The 17,177-nt window shown below is 43.9% G+C and carries 22 protein-coding genes; 4 read left to right on the forward strand and 18 right to left on the reverse strand.

Annotated elements, in window-relative coordinates:
- Position 1 precedes the first annotated feature (1 nt).
- From FFM74_RS09805 to FFM74_RS09835, 7 genes are all read right to left on the reverse strand, one after another.
- Complete coding sequence (locus FFM74_RS09805) at positions 2–682, reverse strand: hypothetical protein (protein WP_137626456.1); 681 nt, start codon at positions 680–682, stop codon at positions 2–4.
- Complete coding sequence (locus tag FFM74_RS09810; RefSeq protein ID WP_137626457.1) at positions 669–1,463, reverse strand: hypothetical protein; 795 nt, start codon at positions 1,461–1,463, stop codon at positions 669–671. The genes FFM74_RS09805 and FFM74_RS09810 overlap by 14 nt, the downstream gene beginning before the upstream one ends.
- 62 nt (positions 1,464–1,525) lie before the next feature.
- Complete coding sequence (locus FFM74_RS09815; protein WP_223877213.1) at positions 1,526–1,960, reverse strand: hypothetical protein; 435 nt, start codon at positions 1,958–1,960, stop codon at positions 1,526–1,528.
- Between the two features lie 534 nt (positions 1,961–2,494).
- Entirely contained in the window at positions 2,495–2,875 is a 381-nt protein-coding gene (locus tag FFM74_RS09820) for a DMT family transporter (protein ID WP_137626459.1), read from the reverse strand.
- Between the two features lie 16 nt (positions 2,876–2,891).
- Positions 2,892–3,200 carry a DMT family transporter gene (locus FFM74_RS09825; RefSeq protein WP_137626460.1) on the reverse strand — a complete coding sequence of 103 codons (309 nt, stop codon included), beginning with the start codon at positions 3,198–3,200 and terminating at the stop codon, positions 2,892–2,894.
- 153 nt (positions 3,201–3,353) lie between these two features.
- A complete protein-coding gene (gene trhA, locus FFM74_RS09830) occupies positions 3,354–3,986 on the reverse strand; it encodes a PAQR family membrane homeostasis protein TrhA (RefSeq protein ID WP_137626461.1) in 633 nt (210 codons plus the stop codon).
- Between the two features lie 137 nt (positions 3,987–4,123).
- Entirely contained in the window at positions 4,124–4,468 is a 345-nt protein-coding gene (locus FFM74_RS09835; protein WP_137626462.1) for an ArsR/SmtB family transcription factor, read from the reverse strand.
- A gap of 139 nt (positions 4,469–4,607) precedes the next feature.
- On the opposite strand from FFM74_RS09835, the gene FFM74_RS09840 reads away from it, so the two are divergent.
- Positions 4,608–5,495: a cation diffusion facilitator family transporter gene (locus FFM74_RS09840; RefSeq protein ID WP_137626463.1), complete on the forward strand. Its 888-nt coding sequence runs from the start codon at positions 4,608–4,610 to the stop codon at positions 5,493–5,495.
- A gap of 71 nt (positions 5,496–5,566) precedes the next feature.
- Here FFM74_RS09840 and FFM74_RS09845 read toward each other — a convergent pair whose 3' ends face one another.
- Complete coding sequence (locus FFM74_RS09845) at positions 5,567–6,316, reverse strand: CPBP family intramembrane glutamic endopeptidase (RefSeq protein ID WP_171000712.1); 750 nt, start codon at positions 6,314–6,316, stop codon at positions 5,567–5,569.
- A gap of 698 nt (positions 6,317–7,014) precedes the next feature.
- On the opposite strand from FFM74_RS09845, the gene FFM74_RS09850 reads away from it, so the two are divergent.
- Both FFM74_RS09850 and FFM74_RS09855 read left to right on the forward strand, forming a co-directional pair.
- Positions 7,015–7,740 carry a WxL domain-containing protein gene (locus FFM74_RS09850; protein ID WP_137626465.1) on the forward strand — a complete coding sequence of 242 codons (726 nt, stop codon included), beginning with the start codon at positions 7,015–7,017 and terminating at the stop codon, positions 7,738–7,740.
- A 32-nt stretch (positions 7,741–7,772) separates the two neighbouring features.
- Entirely contained in the window at positions 7,773–8,807 is a 1,035-nt protein-coding gene (locus FFM74_RS09855; protein WP_137626466.1) for a WxLIP family cell surface protein, read from the forward strand.
- 191 nt (positions 8,808–8,998) lie between these two features.
- Here the strand turns inward: FFM74_RS09855 and FFM74_RS09860 are convergent, their stop codons facing one another.
- The 8 genes from FFM74_RS09860 to FFM74_RS09895 form a co-directional block, all read right to left on the reverse strand.
- Positions 8,999–9,526: a DNA-3-methyladenine glycosylase I gene (locus FFM74_RS09860; protein WP_137626467.1), complete on the reverse strand. Its 528-nt coding sequence runs from the start codon at positions 9,524–9,526 to the stop codon at positions 8,999–9,001.
- The gene (gene folP / locus FFM74_RS09865; protein WP_137626468.1) at positions 9,523–10,671 is read right to left on the reverse strand and encodes a dihydropteroate synthase; all 1,149 of its coding nucleotides are present in this window, start codon (positions 10,669–10,671) and stop codon (positions 9,523–9,525) included. Before folP ends, FFM74_RS09860 begins: the two co-directional genes overlap by 4 nt.
- 9 nt (positions 10,672–10,680) lie before the next feature.
- A complete protein-coding gene (locus FFM74_RS09870; protein ID WP_137626469.1) occupies positions 10,681–11,283 on the reverse strand; it encodes a non-canonical purine NTP pyrophosphatase in 603 nt (200 codons plus the stop codon).
- Entirely contained in the window at positions 11,273–12,616 is a 1,344-nt protein-coding gene (locus tag FFM74_RS09875; protein ID WP_137626470.1) for a bifunctional folylpolyglutamate synthase/dihydrofolate synthase, read from the reverse strand. The genes FFM74_RS09870 and FFM74_RS09875 overlap by 11 nt, the downstream gene beginning before the upstream one ends.
- A gap of 12 nt (positions 12,617–12,628) precedes the next feature.
- On the reverse strand, positions 12,629–13,198 hold the full coding sequence (gene folE, locus FFM74_RS09880; RefSeq protein WP_137626477.1) for a GTP cyclohydrolase I FolE: 570 nt from the start codon (positions 13,196–13,198) through the stop codon (positions 12,629–12,631).
- A 1-nt stretch (position 13,199) separates the two neighbouring features.
- On the reverse strand, positions 13,200–13,700 hold the full coding sequence (folK, locus tag FFM74_RS09885; RefSeq protein WP_137626471.1) for a 2-amino-4-hydroxy-6-hydroxymethyldihydropteridine diphosphokinase: 501 nt from the start codon (positions 13,698–13,700) through the stop codon (positions 13,200–13,202).
- On the reverse strand, positions 13,690–14,058 hold the full coding sequence (gene folB / locus FFM74_RS09890) for a dihydroneopterin aldolase (protein WP_137626472.1): 369 nt from the start codon (positions 14,056–14,058) through the stop codon (positions 13,690–13,692). The genes folK and folB overlap by 11 nt, the downstream gene beginning before the upstream one ends.
- A gap of 249 nt (positions 14,059–14,307) precedes the next feature.
- Positions 14,308–14,838 (reverse strand): CvpA family protein, encoded by a 531-nt coding sequence (locus FFM74_RS09895; RefSeq protein WP_137626473.1) that lies wholly within the window; start codon positions 14,836–14,838, stop codon positions 14,308–14,310.
- 177 nt (positions 14,839–15,015) lie between these two features.
- Here FFM74_RS09895 and FFM74_RS09900 point away from each other — a divergent pair, with 177 nt between their 5' ends.
- Entirely contained in the window at positions 15,016–15,921 is a 906-nt protein-coding gene (locus tag FFM74_RS09900) for a metal ABC transporter solute-binding protein, Zn/Mn family (protein ID WP_414672080.1), read from the forward strand.
- 126 nt (positions 15,922–16,047) lie between these two features.
- On the opposite strand, the gene FFM74_RS09905 is transcribed toward FFM74_RS09900, so the two are convergent.
- Positions 16,048–16,863: a hypothetical protein gene (locus FFM74_RS09905; RefSeq protein WP_137626475.1), complete on the reverse strand. Its 816-nt coding sequence runs from the start codon at positions 16,861–16,863 to the stop codon at positions 16,048–16,050.
- A 197-nt stretch (positions 16,864–17,060) separates the two neighbouring features.
- Entirely contained in the window at positions 17,061–17,168 is a 108-nt protein-coding gene (locus tag FFM74_RS09910; RefSeq protein WP_223877190.1) for an IS3 family transposase, read from the reverse strand.
- Between the last annotated feature and the right edge of the window lie 9 nt (positions 17,169–17,177).

Raw genomic sequence — 17,177 nt, forward strand, 5'->3', positions numbered from 1 at the left:
CCTAGTAATCCCTATTCTTAATAATTGCCAACAAAGCCTCTGAAATCACCCACAACACCAAAACTAACACCACAATATTAACTAATTTATCTAACGGTGACTGAGAACGGGTGAACTTCCAGAGGGGCGTCACGATCTTATTCAAATGCAACGAAAAAAGAAACAAATTTAGGCTGACAATTACGATCAATCCCGCGACTTTTCGCCGTAAAGTGAGATAGCCAATCAATCCCATAAGTACTAAAAAGAGCTGATTGCAAAACACTTCAACAGTACTGAGAACAATCATGATACCAGCCTGATAATTGGAGATAACACCAAAAGCATAACTGCTAACTAAAGTACTCACAGCCCACGGTATCCAGATAATTATTTGAACCACTAATGCTTGAATTAAGAGTTGCCAATAGAGTAGTTTCCTTGAACCGGATCGCAAATAATCATATGGGCGAAAGACAACTGTCATCAATGTTATCATTGCGCTCATTGGTAAAAATATCACGCCCAATAAATAGGCATCAAACCATCTGAAATAGACGTCCAGAAAAGTCTTGTCACTTTGCCCAATGGCAATCACCTTAACTAGAATCATCAACATCGTGAACGCATATACTAGCATGACCGGCAGATAGTAGCGCGGTGCATATCTTAGTTGTTGCTTAACTAGCCTAGCTACTGACAATTTTAGCAACTCCCATCCGCCACAAAATGATGACAATCACGATTGCCGACACCATTACCTCAAGCACAACCACTAAATTAATTCCCGAGGAAGCAGACTGTTTCATAAAGTCTACTGGTGCAATGCTCCCCGTGGAAATGCCAAACTCCTGAACAAGCATCAGGGCCAATTGAGTCAACAGTCCAGTGCTTAGTGCCAAAAAACGATTTTTCAACAATAAAGACATCGCAGTCGTAAACATTGCGAATAACCCGCCCCAGAAAAAGACAAACAAGATGCTTAATAAAGAATGAATCCACGGGTGATGATAATACAGTGAAACGAATAGCGTATTTTGGTTAATGACTAAAATATTCAGATTCAACAAATTATCCGGAAAAACACTCGGATAAACTAAGGCCAGTGACACAAGGTTAATCACGAGTGGCACCGCCACAACTAAACCACCTAGTATAAAGGACCAGGTTAAATAATTACGAAGAATCGGTTTTAATCTTCGCTTAATCCGCAACTGCATTAAAAAACCGTTGTCCAAATCCCGTCTTAAAATCATTGCCACCGGTAATGCAGCAATCAATGGCACTATTAAATAGTACGCAACCGTCGCAAAGCTAAAGTTATCAACGCCCATCCAAAGCGTAAAGGGTGAGTCCCAAAAACGATTATCCACCCTTGCAGAAATGGTTAATTTTTGATTAATCTGGGTAATTGGTAAAATTAGTGCAATTAAAAGTGAGGCGTAAATACTTTTCTTGTCAAATCTATTCCAAATAAGTGCCAATTACTATTCCTCCAATTCACAAATTTTTAATTATGTATGGTGGAGATGAGGATTGTTTTTACTTAGACACTATCAGGGCTCCAAACACCCGATGCTGATAACCATTTAGTAGAGGTACTATTAATTCGAACCGAAACACCTGAACCATATCTTTCAACAGCTAAATTCCAAAGATAAAGAACCTGACCCTCATATGTGTTATATGCATGATCTTGATTCACCGCAGTCCCATCAGCCAATGCAGCCCAGATTCGAATATAATTATTATATCCAGAAATATTATCAGTCCGGTTATAATATGAAGTTGTATCATATTTTTGGCGCGATGGTGTATTATCATTTTGATCCCAGAGTCGATATTCATTGTGCCAATAAGTATCTTGCACATTTGAAGCATGTGCAGATATTGAGCCTAAACCTGATCCCGCTATTGATAGAATAAGAGCAGCGCTAATTGCAATCTTTTTTGCTAACATGTTTATCTTCTTTTTTCTCATCTCCACAACTAGCACTATACAGGAATGTACACATCACGCAAGAGCAATTATTTAGCAATTCTATTCATATAATTATTTCTATTATTTCTGTAAACTAATCCTTTATTTTTATCAGTATGACTTTTCATTTACTATTATTCACTAAAAGCCAAAAGTTCCGTTCACATTAAAGAACGTTCAAAGCATTTGATAATTATTGCTTATTTTAAAAACCTATAGATAATATATCCGTTATCTAATGGTATTTTTTCAATATTTACTCAGTAAAGGCCTCCAAGTTTTTTTTTTGTCGATCATATAATTACAAGTTAATATTTTCATTGCGATATATCACAAAAAAATTTCAATGTTTATCAACCACTTTATAAATTAAACTGAAAATCTTTTTTAACTTTATGAGTGAATACAGTTTTTGAGGTGCAGTAAAATAGCCTAAAATTGAGCCTTGTAAGATTTGAAGAGACTCAGCTTACAAAGTTAATTTTAGGCCATTGTGCTAAATATAGAATCAAGTAAACAACGTGATCCCAGCGCTTATCGGGTCATGCGAGAACGCCAGCGTTGCCTCACAGTCGGCGTTTCGGCACCATCACTTGCTTTGACCGGAATATTTAAGAGAATCACACCAATGATAATGGCTAAAAAGCCAATCGTTTTAGCACCGGTCAAGACTTCACCAAATGCCCAGATACCAATCAAGCCAGTAAAAGCCGTCCCAACGCCAGCCCAAACGGCATAACCGACACTTAAAGGAATCCGACTGAGGACCAGCGAAAAGCTAAAAATTGCTAAACCGTACAACAACATGCCTAAAATCCCAATTAACGGATGCCGAAAACCAGCTGATAACTTTAATAAGCTGGTTCCAACAACTTCCACCCCGATAGCTAAAACTAATTGAATCCATGCGCGCATTGTAAAGCCCCCCTTTTTAAACGTTCAATAAAATTGCACCGATAACGATCGCCATTAACCCGCTTATCCGGGCTAAGCTTAGACGTTCACGGTACACAACAACGGCCAAGATCACCGTTGCCACTGTCCCGAGTCCGGCCCACATGGCATACGTTACCCCTAATGGTAGGCGTTGCATCGCCAAAGTGACTAACACCAACGAACTGAAATAGCCGACTAACACCATTATCGTCGGTATCAAGTTCCGAAACCCGTTAGCTTTCTTTAGAAAAAAGCTCCCGATTACTTCCATCAAAATGCCACCAAATAATAAACCGTATGCCATCTTTATCACCTCGCTAAATTTTGTGCTGTCCTACCATTTTACGGAAGTTTATTTAAAAAGGCAATGAAAAAGAGACGCCTGGCTGATTACATTTTCGTGACAAAATGAAGACAAAATAAAAACGCTACCTTGGTTAAGATAGCGCCATTAAAGTCAAATATAAAAATAAATTGAAAAGTACATTAAGGTCGTCCCAATCATCACAAAGATGTGCCAAATGACATGGATGTACTTCACATGAGGAAGACTATACAATAAGGCCCCCAAGGTAAAGGCTACGCCACCGGCCACTAGCAGCCAAAAACCAGTCACACCGAGGTTCAACCAGAGTTGACGACCACCGGCTAAACACATCCAGCCCATTAGCACGTAAATAACCGTTTCAATTTTTCGTAGCTTGCCTGGCCAAACCGCATTGGCCGTAATTCCCGTAATCGCTAAGGCCCAAATCGTCAACAGAATCGTCCAGCCGAGCCAGCCCTTAATCGCTAATAAGCTATATGGGGTATAGGTCCCGGCAATCAAAATGTAAACCCCACTATGATCAAAAATCCGAAAAACTTCGCGAGCTTTGGTAAAGTATAGGCCATGAAATAGCATTGAACAGGTGTAGAGAATCAGCAAGGAACAGCCATAAATGATGAATGCGGTCCATTCCAACTGACGACCATCTTCAAATGCCTTCAACATTAAGAAGACAAACCCAATGATACTCAATATTAACCCGATGCCGTGCGTCACCGAATTCAAAACTTCGTTAGTAATTTGATACCGTCGCGATTGCATGCTGGTCACCTCGAATGATTATTGGTTACAGCATACCATCATATAGTCTTTATATCAAGATACCTAGTCTATAAAACTAGATATAACTAAGTTAATTTTTCCAAACAAAAACAGCCTTCAAATTAACGAAGACTGCCTTATTTTCCGGCTTCCTCAGCATGGGCCGCTACTTGTTGAAAGATACTAATAATATGCTTATCCGCCAACTGATAATGAACATTTCGCCCACTGCGCGTCCCAATCACCAACTGTAATTGGCGCAAAACCGATAATTGATGCGAAATATTAGACTGCGTTAGCCCAAGCCCTCGCTCCAGCTCACTCACACTGAGTTTCGAGACGCCCAGCGCATAAATAATTCGCGCTCTAGTCGGGTCACCGAGCGCCTTAAAAATCGCCGTAATCCGACCTAACTCGTCGTCTTGTGGAATTAGTGTCGTCAAGTTTTTCACAATTGTGTCATGTTTTAATTCTGAATTCATTCGCAACCCCATTTTTCTGATTGTTGCCTTACCGTAAAGGTGTTACAATACACATGAACAGTCATTCATGTATTCGCTTAATCATTCATAATTATAGCAATTTTAAGACTTAATTCAAGGACAAAGGTGGGGTTGTCAGATGGCACAGACACATGCCGTACAACAAGAAACGACCGCTTTCAAAGTGGGCGTCTTATTAAATTCAATATTTATCGTTTTAGAAGCTAGTTACGGGTTTGCTAGCGGTTCATTAGCGTTGGTTGCCGATGCGGGGCACAACCTAAGCGACGTGTTAGGGCTCTTAATTTCTTGGCTCGCAATTTGGCTCGGAACTAAAAGTGCTAACGCGAAATATACTTATGGTTATAAAAGCTCGTCAATTTTGGCAGCACTCTTTAACGCCGTCTTTTTACTTGTCGCAATTGGCGCAATTTCGGTTGAGGCTATCCAACGCCTGGCTAATCCTGGTCCGGTCGCCGAATGGGATGTCATTATCGTGGCTGCTGTTGGGGTCTTAGTCAACGGTTTTACCGCCTTCCTCTTCATGAAAGGTCAAAAACATGATCTTAATATCAAAGGGGCGTTCTTACACATGGCGGCCGATGCCGGCGTTTCAATTGGCGTTGTGATTGCAGGCTTCGTTATTTTGAAGACTGGTTGGTTCTGGTTGGATCCCGTTATTTCGTTACTCATTGCCATCGTCATTTTGATTGGGACTTGGGGCTTATTACGCGATGCCATGAATTATTCGCTGGAAGCTGTCCCTAACAACATCGATCAAGCAAAAATTTATGACTTCTTGATGTCACAGCCAACCATCAACCAAGTACATGACTTACACATTTGGGGGATGAGTACGACGGAAACAGCCATGACGGTGCATCTATGCCGCAGTACCCTTGACCACAACAATGAATTTCTCGAAACGATGAACAAACAGTTGAGCGACCAATTTCCACTTACCCACATTACGATTCAAGTTGAACTCGGCAAAGTGGATTACGAAACAACCGATACATCTATTTAATTTGATTGAACGATAAGCATTTAGAGATACTAAAGGAGCCCTGACTAATGTCACCGCTCCTTTTTGTATCATTAATGCCGGGCTTCGGCTAAATTTGACCAATGAATTTGTAACAACGCAATGCCGCAAAAAACGAGCGCGATGCCCACATAAATCGCTGCCGCAAGTGCCATCTGACTCGCACTTCCAACTGAAAGTGCCCCCGTCGACTTCATCATAAACAGCGGTAAGTCATCACAAATATGCAATAGGATCGTTAGCGATAAGTTGTGGGTCGTCAGATAAACGGTGCCCCATAAAATTCCCGTTGCAAAGACTAAAATCAGTTGCAACAAGACGACGCCAAGTGACATGTGTGCCAAATTGACGATATGCGCAACACTAAAGCCGACGCTGCTAATCACCACTGCCAAAAAGCCATGTCGGGGTGTTAATGACAAGCTCAATGGTAGTAGTAACCCCCGAAAGACTAGTTCTTCTGCCAGTGCAATAAAAATAACCGTTAACAGAATCCGACCATTTAGCAGTCGCCACGACACATTTAGCCAAGAACCTACCCGTGAAAATAACAGAAACAGGATTGCGGGTACGCATTGTAATAATTGTCGCCATGGATGTTGGCGGTTAAACCACGCAATCCGAACATGCCAAAAATAATGATTAAGTAATAACGCAATAATCACAATGGCAGTATCATCTGCCAATTGGCCGAAACGCGCTGGCGTAAAAGAACTAATCAAATACGGAAAAAAGGTTAAGACCAGCGGCACTAAGATAAAATTAATTCCCACCGCACAAAAATTTTTATTTCGACTGATCACTTTTGTCCCCCCTACGATTTAGTCGTACTAATTAGATTATACGAGTATTAGCCCTAAATTAACCAAATTTTCTGAGCAACAGCTGCCATTGGGAAAAAATAGTACCAGCACGCTGCTCTCCCGTGCTGGTACTATCTCAAACTTTCAATTAACTCACCAATTCTAACTTAATTACCTGGCTAAGCGACATTTCTGAAGTTACGAATTAACAACGCACTGCCAACAATAACTTGTAGCACCGCTAGTACCGTAATTATTGCGGTATTAGTTGTCAACCTAGCAACCTTTTGAGCGCCGAGAATTACTAACAACAGCCCCAACCAAAACCAAGTATCTTTGCAAAATCTTCTGTTATGATTCAAAATTCCGACCCCATTCCAACAATTATTTCCCCATTAATAATTTCGTCAAATTAATAGGATAGCCTAAACACAAAAGTTAAGCATACCTACATTTTTTTACATTCTAATCTTAACATGCTTTTTAAGGTGACTGTAGCCCTATTTTGGAAAAAGGACACGAAACTATCGAAAAATACGTTTTTAATTGCTGGTATGCTAGTTTTCCGAACGAAACGTCTGACAGCGTTTTCAAGTACAATCATGGTATTGTTTGGATACTGACAGTGTATCGGCTAGCTTGTAAAAGTTTAGACAGCCATCTAAGCCTGATTTCAAAAAAGAATGGAGGAAAATATCATGCGTTCATTAAAAATCATGTCTCGTCTCAGTAGCAGTCTCACCATCAGCTTACTTGCACTAACGCCACTGGCGGCAATGGCAGCGACAACCGGTCCAGGAACTGCGACTAGTAACTTAACGACCGTCTCCACTGGCTATGTAGCGGATGCCACTGGTTCAGCAGAAGCGGCGTCAAACGCCCAGTTTACGGTTGCCCCAGGTAGTTTAACCTTAAATCAGGTCCCAAACATTACTTTAGGCAGTGTTAACGTCAAAGACATCGCTACCGCGGACACCACCTTAGCAGCTACCGTTAGTGCCGCCACAACTGGCAGTACTTATGATGGTAATAATACAGGTGCCCTAAATATTAGTGATTATCGTGGCGATCATGCCGGCTGGACTTTGACCGTTGGAATGGGACCATTTACGTCTGGCACGAGTACCGTCACAAGTGCGAAATTAGACTTAAATCAAGCCATCGGTTCAGTGGACAATGCCACGACGGCATCACCGCTTAATTTGACCTTATCACAAGGCACGGTCACGAACGGTTGGATTAGTAATCCCGAAACTGCTTGGCTCGCTGATCCTAATAGTGGTGAAGGCGCGAACACCGCAACAACTGCTACTAGCAGTAAGCTAACCATCAGCAAGCAACCACTCATTTCAGCCGGCACTTATACTGCGACTTTATACTGGGCATTACAAAATGCCCCCGTTGCAGTCACGCCAGCACATTAATGACAACAATTAGGTGATTGGAGGCCATTACCATGAAAATTAAACCTATCATTTGGGGCTTACTAAGTCTTAGCTTACTCGCCACCGGATTATTCGGCAGGCCATCACCCGCTCAGGCGGCAACCCAACCGGATGAAAATTTCGTGGTAACTCCGTTATTGCCTAATAATCAACTAAACAGCAAAGATGGCTATTTCAATCTCAAAGTTACTCCCGGCAGCACCCAAGTTTTGAAACTGTCAGTCACCAATCCTGGATCAAGCAGCCGTAAAATTGACGTGAGTCCAGTCAAGGCCACTACCGCTGACACCGGCACCATCGTCTATATTCCTTCTAATCGCACTGATCCTTCGGCACAAACAACTTTTACTAAGATGACCTCTAAGGCGATTTCACTCACCTTAGCGCCTCATCAAGGCAAAACCGTCACCTTCGAGACCAAAATTCCGAAAAATGGGTTTAGCGGTGAAGTTTTAGGTGGGCTGTTCGTCACAAACCCACAGACCAGTGAAGCCAGTACTAAGCGGAATGCTCAAAACTTTCAACTTGCTAATCGTTACGCAGTGACAACGGCGGTCGCGCTCTGGTGTCAGCCCAATCAGACCATTCCCGCAAAAGTGGCCTTAGCCAATACCAAAGTCGTCTATTCCAAAACTGATACCGCGCCGATGGTCGTCGCCAAGTTACGCAATTTAGCGCCGATTGCATTTGGTGACTTACAAGTTCATGCGCAACTCTTTGAACAAGCTAACGGCCGTGAAGTGGCGGCTCAAACGCAAAAAAATCGTTCGATGGCGCCCAACAGTTGGTTTGACTTAGAAATGGGACTCGGCGATAAGCCCTTACCGGCCGGCCGCTACACGCTCAAATTAAAGCTAGCCAGTGGCGACCGTCATTGGAACTTCACTCAGCCGGTCAGTTTATCAAAGGCTCACGCTCAGGAACATAACAACAGTACGAAACCAGCGACCGGCAAACAACAACCATGGCTTTGGTTTGCCGGCGGTGGCCTACTCATCTTGCTCATTATCGTTGGTGCTTATGTGCTCGGAAGAAAACACCACTAACGATTAAAACTAGTCATGATAGCGATCTATATTTTGCAGCCAACTGCAAGATACGGATCGCTTTTTTGTACAACTCAACCTAACTCGTCCGAGACGTAAAATGCCGCTGTAAAATTGAGCCTACCAAAAAAGCGCCAGTACAAGTGTATTGGCGTTATTTTGAGTGGCTCACTATTGAACTTCAATCTCACTCAATTCAGTTTAATTATCCCAGCCGCCAACAAAAACATGTGTGTGACAACCGGACCAACAAAGGTAAACCCATGGCGATGTAAATCCTTCGCCACGCGCGTCCCTAACGGTGATTGCGTTGGCAATTCATCATCTGGTGCTGGCATCATCAAAGGTGTCGCATCGACAAACTGCCAGAGATAGGCACTAAAACTGCCGTATTCAGCCTGGAGATGGACAATCGCCTGAGCATCTTGAATGATCGCATGAAGTTTACGGCCATTATGCATGACGCCGGGCGTTTGCATCAGCCGTTCCCAGTCCGGTTCGTCCAAGCCGGCCACCTGTTCAATGCGCAAACCAGCCATTTCGCGACGTAAAACTGGTAGCTCGCTCGCCGCCACCCGCCAGCCTAAACCAGTTTGTAAAATACCGACAATTAAAAGCTCAAACAAGATGTGATCATCATGAGTCGGCGTGCCAAAATACGCATCGTAATCCTTAACACCATCGGCCGTAAAGTCATTAAAATCATCCGCGGCAATCATTGTGGGGCCGCCAACCAGTAACCTGTTTCAATCCGATCCAGTAATGTCACTAACTGCTGCGTTTCAGCCACATCGTGCACCCGCAAAATCCGGCCGCCTTTAAGCATCATGGCTGTTTCAGTCACCAACGTCATTGCGAGTCGGTCTTCCTTTTTCAAGCCCAGTAGCAAGCCTAGATAACCCTTGCGTGAGATTGCAACCATCATTGGCCGTTGTAAGTAATTGAATTCATCAATATTGCGCATCATGACATAATCCTGTTCACCATGTGCGACCTTTGAATAGCCAATCCCTTGATCCAAGGCGATCCGTTCCAAATCAATACCCGCACTCGTTAATTCTGCGAGATTATGTTCAAAGAAATGGCGCATGCTTCCAGTTAAATCAGCATATTCTTGCTCACGACTGCTGTGCATCGTCAATAACCCAACGCGACTGTCAGCCATTAGTGCTAGCTTACGTGGGTCATCAGTGAAAGCATTAACATCATTAATAATGCTGACACCTTCCGTCACGACTGCTTTCATCACGGGATATTTGTAAGTGTCAATCGCCAAAACCGCTTCTGGAAAACGTTTCTTGATGGCCCGAATATAAGGAAGTGTCCGGTCTAATTCAACTTCTGGGGTGACTTCTTTAAAACCCGGCCGCGTCGTTTGACCATTGACTTCAATCACATCCGCCCCAGCTTGCAACATTTCAGCCACGTGAGTCAAAACGTCGTCCATCGTTTCATAGCGACCACCATCATAAAATGAATCCGGCGTGATATTCATAATGCCATAAATCATTGGCCGCTTCGTTAAATTAAACCGATGTGTCCCAGCCTGCCAATAAATTTCATATTGCTTCATAATTTGGGTTAATTGTAGCTGTACCGTGGCATGATTATGAAAGACTTGTGACCATTGTTTCGTCAATAACCGACCAGCAGCTTGACTCAATAACACAGTCAATTGGTCGGGTGTCGCTTGCACAACCCCATCCAATTGATGACAAAGTTGTGTCAATTTAAGCTGCTGTTCGCGATTATAATCGCTAAATTGTAAAATGACTTGTTGCTGCCGCGCCGCTTGTGCCCGCAACGCTTGGCTTGCAAAGTCGGTGGCACGCGCAAAAGAACCTGTGATGTCTTGAACTAACATTTGTGATCCCTACCCTTTCATCTGCTTCAGTTGTTGACCTAATTTTCGCGCTGCCTGACCACGATGGGTTAGCGGCAGTCGCCATGGCGCTGGTATCTCGGCTAAAGTGCGGCCATACTGTGGTAGCCAAAACAAGCGATCAAAGCCACCCGAATAGTCCCCCATTTGATGCTCAGCAATATAGCCAACCACCGTCGCTTGGGCTGTCAGGCTGCGACCATCTGGCCAAGCGACCGCTAACGTTGATCGCATAACTGCTTGCCGTTTTGTGGCCGGCACATTTTTCATTGCCGCCAAAATCTCAGCATTCCGATCACCGCCACTAGTTTGCACCCCTAAATCACGCGCGGTCGTGACACCAAGGACGTCTGGTAGCGCCGGAACCTCAATGCCACTATCATCCGCAATCACGGGACGTTGTAATCTTTTGGCCGCAAATTTAGCCTTCGTCAGCGCATTTTCGAGGTAACTCGTCGTCGTTTCAGCTGGAAAATCTAACCGCTCTGCCTGGACCAAATAGTTTTCAGCAGTTAGCCCGTAATACGCTAAACACAACGCTAAGTCACGACTTTTGCCACGATTGTTAGAAGCTATTAACCACTCAACGGTCATCTGGTAACACCTGCCAACCTTGTTGTTGCAACTCCCGCATCACATAAAATGACCCGGTGACAATGATGGCGCTATTCTCAGTGGCCTCTTGTTGGGCTAAGTTTAACGCGGCTTGAATATCCGCCGCCACTAAAACCACTGGTTTGTTCGGCGAGTCTAACGCGGTTGCCGTCTGTGCCAGTTGGGCTGCCGGTAACGCCCGTTCAGGGTTTGCTGGCGTATTCGTAATCAAGACGGTCGCTGCGGGCAATAAGGTTGTTAACATTGTTTGATAATCCTTATCGCGTAAAACACCCACGACCCAGATCAACTGTCGCTGTGGCAGCAAGGCCTGGACGCTTTTGACCAGCGCCTGCATGCCATCTGGGTTATGCGCCCCATCAGCCAAGATTAACGGTTGTCGCTGTAATACCGTTAACCGCCCTGGCAAGGTCACTTGCCGCAACCCAGCTCGAATCGCTTCGTCACTAAGCTTCACCCGCTGTTGTTGCAAAACAGCCACGGCCGTCAAAACCAAGCCTAAATTCTGAACTTGATAGCCACCAACTAAGCCTAACTGTAATTTAGACCAAGTAAACAAGTCACTCGTCGCATCGACGATTGACCCATCAATGGTTGATTGCACAACCGTCAGTTGTAGCTGCTTCGCTTGGGTCAGCGGCACCCCTTGACGGTCAGCTTCAGCTTTTAACACGGTTAGTGCAGCCGGATTTTGATCGGCTAACGTCACCACTTGGGTTTTCGGTTTGATAATCTTGGATTTGTTATGGGCAATCGCCGTAATCGACTTCCCGAGAATTTTTTGATGGTCCAAGGCAATTTTGGTAACAATTGTAAGTTGCGGCCCAGCGAGTGCATTAGTTGCATCGTATTGACCACCAAGGCCGGCCTCAACAATGGCCCAGTCGATAGCCTGATTTCGAAACCAGACCATGCCAATCAAAAAATACCACTCAAAAATAGAAATCGCTGCGGGGGTCAAGCCCATATTAGTCAAAACTGGCACAATTTCGTGATAAGTATCAATAAAATCGGCCGGACTGATCCATTGGCCATCAACTTGTAGCTGTTCGCGGTCATCGTTAATTGCCGGACTACTGAAACGCCCGACCCGGTAACCTTGGGCCTGCAAAATACTGGCAAGCATTGCCCCAGTTGACCCTTTGCCGTTAGTCCCGGCTAAATGGCTCACATGAAAATAGCGATCCGGTTGCCCAAGATGCGCCATAATACGCCGTAACAGCGGCACCCGATCGTGTTTAGTCACGAGCATCGCTTGATTGAGCTGACCCACTAACGTTTCATATTGTTGCTGTATCGTTGCTGAATCCACGCCGTCACCTGCTTAATTTGCAATTCGTTGTAAAAATTCACGTTTTAGCTCTAAGTCCGTTTTGAACTGACCACTGTAATAACTACTTTCGGTTTGGACGCCAGGTTTGCTGACACCACGCATTTCCATACACATGTGCCGCGCTGAAATCGAGACGGCGATGCCCGCTGGGTCTAAAATCCGCTGAAGTTCTTTAGCAATTGACACCGTTAGCCGTTCCTGAACATTAGGTTGTTGACTACAATAATCAATCAATCTTGGAATCTTGCTCAGGCCAATGACTTGCTGATTTTGTGGGACATAGGCGACTTGCACCGTCCCAAAAAATGGCAATAAATGGTGTTCACACATTGAATAGAAAGGAATATCTTTTAATAGCACCATTTCAGTTGGCTCAGTCACCTTAAATAACTTATAGTTGTCAAAAGGTGCCGCCGTCTTGGTGGCAAAGACTTCCGCGTACATCCGGGCGACGCGATCTGGGGTTTCAACCAAACCAGGACGATCAGGGTCTTCCCCAACCGCAGTCAAAATCTCACGAACGGCGTGCCGAATCGTTGCTTGTTTACTTTCATCAATCATCTTACTCACTCACATTTCCTACTTTTTTAATCCAACTTTGATCCGTATTGGCGGCAGTCATTGCCTGTACTTGAGGGCCAACTTGGGGATCATTTTTGGCAATTTCTGCGGTTGGTCGTAACACAAAGTTACGTTCCGCTGCATGTAAATGGGGAACCGTCAACTCAGCCGTCTGAATTTGACGGGCACCCCAGAAAATAATGTCTAAATCAATCGTTCGTGGTCCCCAATGAACTTTGCGCTCGCGGTGTCCGAGATGTTCAATCGCATGGAGTTCCATTAACAGCTCATGTGGTGTCAACGTGGTAGTCAAGGCGACTGACACGTTGTAAAAATTAGCCTGATCACGCTTGCCCCACGGCTCAGTCTCATACCAAGTTGACTGCGCAATTACATTGACCGCCGCTAGCTGACTTAACAGCGTAATGGCTTGTTTAATGTTCGCCACTCGTGGATGGATGTTGGACCCAATGCTTAAATAGACCCGCTCATCACTTGCCATTAGGCGTTCCTTCTACCTCAATCTCAACATCATCAAAAATACCGGGCATTGGCACACTATATTTACGAATTTTTAAATTGATGGCCTCAACGGTTGGAAATTTGGTTAGTAACACTTGCAAAAGTTGATTAGCCAAAGATTCAATCAATTTATAAGAATGGGTGTCAACGAAATCAGCCATAACTGCCCGAACTTCGGCGTAATTAATGGTCTCATGGACATCATCGTGTCGGACCTTGGTTTCGATTGGATACTTGATTGCAATATCCATCGCTAATTGTTGACCGTTGCGCCGTTCTTCCGGTAACACCCCGTTGAACGTGTGAAAGCGCAAATTATTAATGCGAATCATTCCCATAAGTATCCCTCTTCTGCTTTTTTTAACTATAATCATAGCATGAAGGACCGGTTAAGTGATAGTAATCAGCCAAATTACCCCCGGATTCGGCAAACTGAACCTAAGTGGCCTAATCTTGTCGGACCGACCAAAAAGACTCGTCAGCGATAGCTTTTTCTAAATTAATCGGACGTACCTCGCCAAGCTAACTGTTAGTTAGCTGAGCAGACAAAAAAACGACCCACGCTAATACGGGATCGCTCATGGGACTTAAGAATTTTGACTAGTCGTTTCAAATTTAAATAGTTGGCTCAAAGACTGACTCGTTAATCCGGGCGTTTTTTCAACAATGAAAGACGCTACCGGTGAACTGCTCATTTGCGTTTGGATAAAGTTAGTTGGTATTAGATTGGCTAGCGAAAGCACCACAAAAATCACTAAATAGGAAATGATAAATGAAACAGCCCCACCAGCAACACTATTCACTTGCTTGATCACTGGCAGCCAAGTGATTTTACGAGACAGCCGACCTAGTAATCTGATTACCGCCCAACCAATCGTCGTTAAGATGAAAAATGACACTAAATTAATCACTAACGTACTGGCAGTGCTGACGTCGATCAAGTTCAGGCTACCCAAAAGATTACGTAGTGTCGTTCCCAACGATTGATAACAGACACGGGCAAAAATCAACACAGCCACGGTACCAACAAGATGTAACACTTCGATCACAAAACCGCGGTGAAACCCGCGCAATAATGCGGTCAACAACAGTAACAAGATGACAATGGTAAAAATCATTCTGAGTTCCCCCTCAATATGTCGTATGCTTATTTTATCAGGTTAAGCGCTAAGTTGCGCCAATTTTGCCGAATATTAAACTTTCCTTAGCACCTTGACTTAAATTCAATTATTCGTTAAAGTTAAACAGTAACAATTACTATTTAAAATTTTAGAAATGGAGTGCCGTGACTGCCCTTGAAAAAATTCTTACTAAGTTTAGTGCTATTATTCAGTCTTGGCGGCCTATTAGCTGGTTGTCAATCCACAACTAAAGCCACACCAACTGCAGATGGCAAAATCAGAATCATCGCCAGTTTAGACTTTTATGGCCAAGCCGCGAAAAAAGTCGCCGGTCAGTACGGCCAGGTAACGTCCGTCATTAATCGGCCCGGAATTGATCCTCATGATTTTGAGGCAACCGTTAAAACCGCTAAGGTAGCTAGCAAGGCCAGCCTGATCATTTATAATGGGATTGGTTATGATGACTGGATGAGTAAGCTAATCGTTAACAAGGCCGCCAATGCTAAAGTTATCCAAGTTGGCACGACCATCGCAGGCAAAAAAGATGGCGATAACGAGCACGTTTGGTATGACCCAACTACCATGCCGAAGTTAGCCCACCAAATCGCCTTGGAACTCGCTAAAATCCAACCAGAACACAAGCAATACTTTCTCAAACGCGCACAAGCATATCAAACTAGTCTGACCCCTTTGACCCGTGAAGTTGCTAAGTTAAAACAACGGTCAGATAGTCAAAAAGTCGCCGTTAGTGAACCGGTTTTCGACTATTCACTCGCTGCGATGGGATATAAAGTCAGCAATACGCACTTTGCCAAGTCCATTGAGGAAGGTTCAGATCCTTCCCCGAAAGATATTAAACAAATGCAAACTGCCATTAAAAAGCATCAAATTGCGTTCTTTGTGGAAAACACACAATCCGATAGTAATATTGTCGATAATATGGTGAAACTTGCCCATCAAAACAACGTTCCGGTACTTAAAGTAACTGAAACCTTGCCAGCCGGTCAAACTTATGAAAGCTGGATGCTTGGACAATATCAACAATTGGCGAAAATCCAATCCCAGACTAAGTCACACTAACCAACTGACTTCCGGGATGGTTGATTCGAAAAAGCCGATGTAAAATTGAACCACTTAAACAACGCCAGTACACTTGTATTGGCGTTGTTTTGAGTCGCTAGCTTAATTTGGTGACGATGGTTCGGATCAGCCCGCCAATAACCACCATAAAAACCACCCCAGTAGTGGCAAGATGGCGACGAACGGGATAAACCGCATCCAATAATTTGCATCCATCACCGCATACGATTCTGCATTCGTTGGCACATGATAGTAGTCCTCAACCCGTTTCTTAGGACCAATCGTGGCCTTAATCCATTTTAACCGAAATTCACGTAACAAGCGAACTGCTCGTAAAATCATCCAGATGAACGCGACAAAGAATAATACCATCTCAACTAATAAAAGCCATTTGATTGTTTTAGGCGAAATGAATTGCACTACCATATACGCCAAACCAATCAAGACCATTGAGCCAATAAGCAAACAAGTTTCGCCAACGTTTAAAACGCGGTTAAAATTAAGATAGCGGTCAATTCGGACACGTAACGCTAATTTAGACCGTTGTAACGATTTCACGACCAACTGCCAGGCATATGCCCAGATACCATACAAACTCGCGGTGATGACTGTAGCCACTGGCCAGGTTCCTTCCAGCATCACTTTGTCACTTGATAGATCGTTATCAATATCAAACGCGTAAATCAATTGGCTAAAATTAGTCCCTGCGCCAAGCATCAATGGCATGACAACCATGAGCACTAACAGAACCTGAATCATTTTTTTAGTACCAACGCGCTCTAAACTCCCATTAACCGCTTCATCATCAACAGTCCTAGCTAGATACCACCAAGTGGTAATCATCGCTAGAACCCACATGACAATCATTTTGAGTAGTGATTCCCAGCGTGTGCCATTTGTGAATCCAAGAAACCATAGCAGCCATTTTAGTCCAATTGGCATCTTCCGAACCCCCCTTCTGTCATCCCAATCAGCCAACACGTTGCCTAACTATTTCGTTAATTAATTATTAGTATAACCCTTCCATCAACAGTTGCCAGCAGTTTATAAAGCGCTTTCATAAGCTTGTGAACAAAAAAGACCGTAACCAGGTTAGGCGCGGCTCCGTGTCAAGTAGACAATCAAATAATTAAAATTGTTTAGGCAATTTTCTTGAGGGCATGATTCCGGTATTCAACTGGGGTCATGCCCTTTAAGGTTGGCTGGCGGCGTGAATGGTTATACCAATCCATGAAATCGCCAACCATCGTTGTGAT

Source organism: Lactiplantibacillus pingfangensis (genome assembly GCF_005404945.1).
Taxonomy (GTDB): Bacteria; Bacillota; Bacilli; order Lactobacillales; family Lactobacillaceae; genus Lactiplantibacillus; species Lactiplantibacillus pingfangensis.